The organism is Pedobacter sp. 01N416, assembly GCF_056399685.1.
In genome coordinates this window covers 1-2,542 of sequence record NZ_JBFTRT010000666.1, presented here as the reverse complement: position 1 = coordinate 2,542, position 2,542 = coordinate 1, and the positions used below count along the sequence as shown (strand labels likewise).

The following is a 2,542-nucleotide window of genomic DNA, read 5'->3' as shown; positions in this document are numbered from 1 at the left end:
GTACGTACCACTTTCATTATAGATGGCGATGGAAAAATTACCCATATCATCAAGAAAGTTGACACAAAAAACTCAACGCAACAAGTACTCGATTTAATTAATAACTAATTATGATATAGCGGGTAAAATATTACCTTTGCTATGTAACAACAACCTCTTATTTTAATGAAACATACAATTAAAGAGCTAGAAGATATTGCCTCTCAAATTAGAAGAGATATCGTAAGAATGGTTCACGGATGTCAATCAGGTCACCCAGGCGCTTCGCTTGGTTGTACAGATTTTTTCACAGCTTTATATTTTGAAGTATTGAACCACAAAACAGACTTCACAATGGAAGGTGCTGGCGAAGATTTGTTCTTCCTTTCGAACGGACACATTTCTCCGGTATGGTACAGTACACTAGCTCATGCTGGTTATTTCGATAAAAGTGAACTGGCAACTTTCCGTAAACTGGATTCTAGATTACAAGGCCACCCCACTACCCATGAGCATTTACCAGGTATCCGTATTGCTTCAGGATCTTTAGGTCAGGGCTTATCAGTTGCTATTGGAGCAGCTTTAGCCAAAAAATTAAACGGTGATAAATCTCTCATCTTCGCCTTATTGGGTGATGGAGAATTACAGGAAGGACAAAACTGGGAAGCAGCAATGTTCGCCCCTTTTAATAAAGTAGATCATTTAATTGCATCTGTTGATTATAACGGACAGCAAATTGATGGTCCTACAAGTAAAGTTCTTGCCTTAGATGATTTACAAGCTAAATTCGAAGCTTTTGGCTGGCATGTAATCAATACCGATGGTAACGATATGCAAGCAATCGTTGAAGGCTTACATTATGCTAAAACACTAACCGGAAAAGGTAAACCAATTCTAAATTTAATGAGTACTCAAATGGGTGCTGGTGTAGATTATATGATGGGCACACATAAATGGCACGGTACAGCACCTAATGATGAGCAGTTGGCRGCAGCGTTAGCGCAATTACCAGAAACTTTAGGGGACTATTAAACTAGATTTGAGACAATAGATATGAGATTTGAGACGAATTGTCGCCTGATCTCACGTCTAAAACCTCACATCTCATAGCTAAAAAACAATGAAAAAATATACATATACAGAAAAAAAAGATACACGTTCGGGTTTTGGAGCTGGTTTACATGAGGCTGGAAAGAAAAACGAAAATGTGGTTGCCTTATGTGCCGATTTAGTTGGATCACTTAAAATGGATGCTTTTATTAAAGATTTTCCTGAGCGTTTTACACAGGTTGGTATTGCAGAAGCAAACATGATCGGTATTGCAGCAGGCATGACTATTGGTGGTAAAATTCCTTTTACAGGTACTTTTGCCAACTTTTCTACAGGCCGCGTTTACGACCAGATCCGCCAATCAGTAGCTTACTCGAACAAAAACGTTAAAATCTGTGCATCTCACGCAGGTTTAACCTTAGGCGAAGATGGTGCAACACACCAAATTTTAGAAGATATAGGTTTAATGAAAATGTTGCCAGGAATGGTAGTTATCAATCCTTGCGATTACAACCAGACTAAAGCAGCAACTATGGCCATTGCAGAATACGAAGGCCCGGTTTATTTACGTTTTGGCCGTCCGGTAATCCCTGTGTTTACAGATCCAGATCAAAAATTTGAGATCGGTAAAGCATGGATGGTTAACGAAGGAACAGATGTTACCATTATTGCTACAGGCCATATGGTTTGGAAAGCAATCGAAGCTGGTGAAAAATTAGCTGAATTGGGTATCGATGCTGAAATTATCAATATCCACACCATTAAACCTTTAGATGACGAAGCCATCTTAAAGTCAGTTAAAAAAACTGGTTGTGTGGTTACCTGCGAAGAGCATAATAAATTTGGTGGCTTAGGTGAAAGTGTAGCACGTTTGTTAACTACCGAATTGCCAACACCACAAGAGTTTGTAGCCACTAATGATACTTTTGGCGAAAGCGGAACACCAGATCAATTAATGTCTAAATATGGCTTAGATGCTGTAAACATTGTTGAAGCTGTTCAAAAAGTAATTGGCAGAAAAAAATAAAATTTAAAATTTAACCACAAAGACACCAAGAACACTAAGCATAACCAAACCTTTGTGTACTTAGTGTCTTTGTGGTTTTATAATTATCATAAATGAAACAAGTTGAAGATTCAGAAATTCTTGCAATGTTCGCTGTTGAGCGTACGCGTAATGAAGCCTTTAACCTGTTGCTGAAAAAATATCAGCAAAAAATATACTGGCACATCCGCAGGCTGGTTTTAAACCACGATGATTGTGACGATCTTTTACAAGAAGTATTTGTTAAAGTCTGGAAAAACCTTGATAAATTTAGGAGCGATTCTCAGCTTTATACCTGGATTTACCGTATTGCCACCAACGAATCCATCACTTTCTTAAACAAGCAAAAACAGCGGAACAATACACCTTTAGATGAAGTATCATCCGAGCTTGCCGATAACTTAGTTGCCTCATCTTATTTTAACGGCGATAAACTTGAGCTTAAACTGCAAAAAGCAATCCTTACCC

The 2,542-nt window shown here is 38.1% G+C and carries 3 protein-coding genes; all 3 read left to right on the top strand.

Going from position 1 to position 2,542, the window contains the following annotated elements; translation table 11 throughout:
• Positions 1-165 precede the first annotated feature (165 nt).
• The gene (locus AC1DND_RS25575; protein WP_057932756.1) at positions 166-1,011 is read left to right on the top strand and encodes a transketolase; all 846 of its coding nucleotides are present in this window, start codon (positions 166-168) and stop codon (positions 1,009-1,011) included.
• A gap of 88 nt (positions 1,012-1,099) precedes the next feature.
• Entirely contained in the window at positions 1,100-2,056 is a 957-nt protein-coding gene (locus AC1DND_RS25570) for a transketolase family protein (RefSeq protein ID WP_029274068.1), read from the top strand.
• 92 nt (positions 2,057-2,148) lie between these two features.
• On the top strand, positions 2,149-2,542 hold a 394-nt coding region (locus AC1DND_RS25565; protein WP_477585360.1), incomplete at its 3' end, for a sigma-70 family RNA polymerase sigma factor.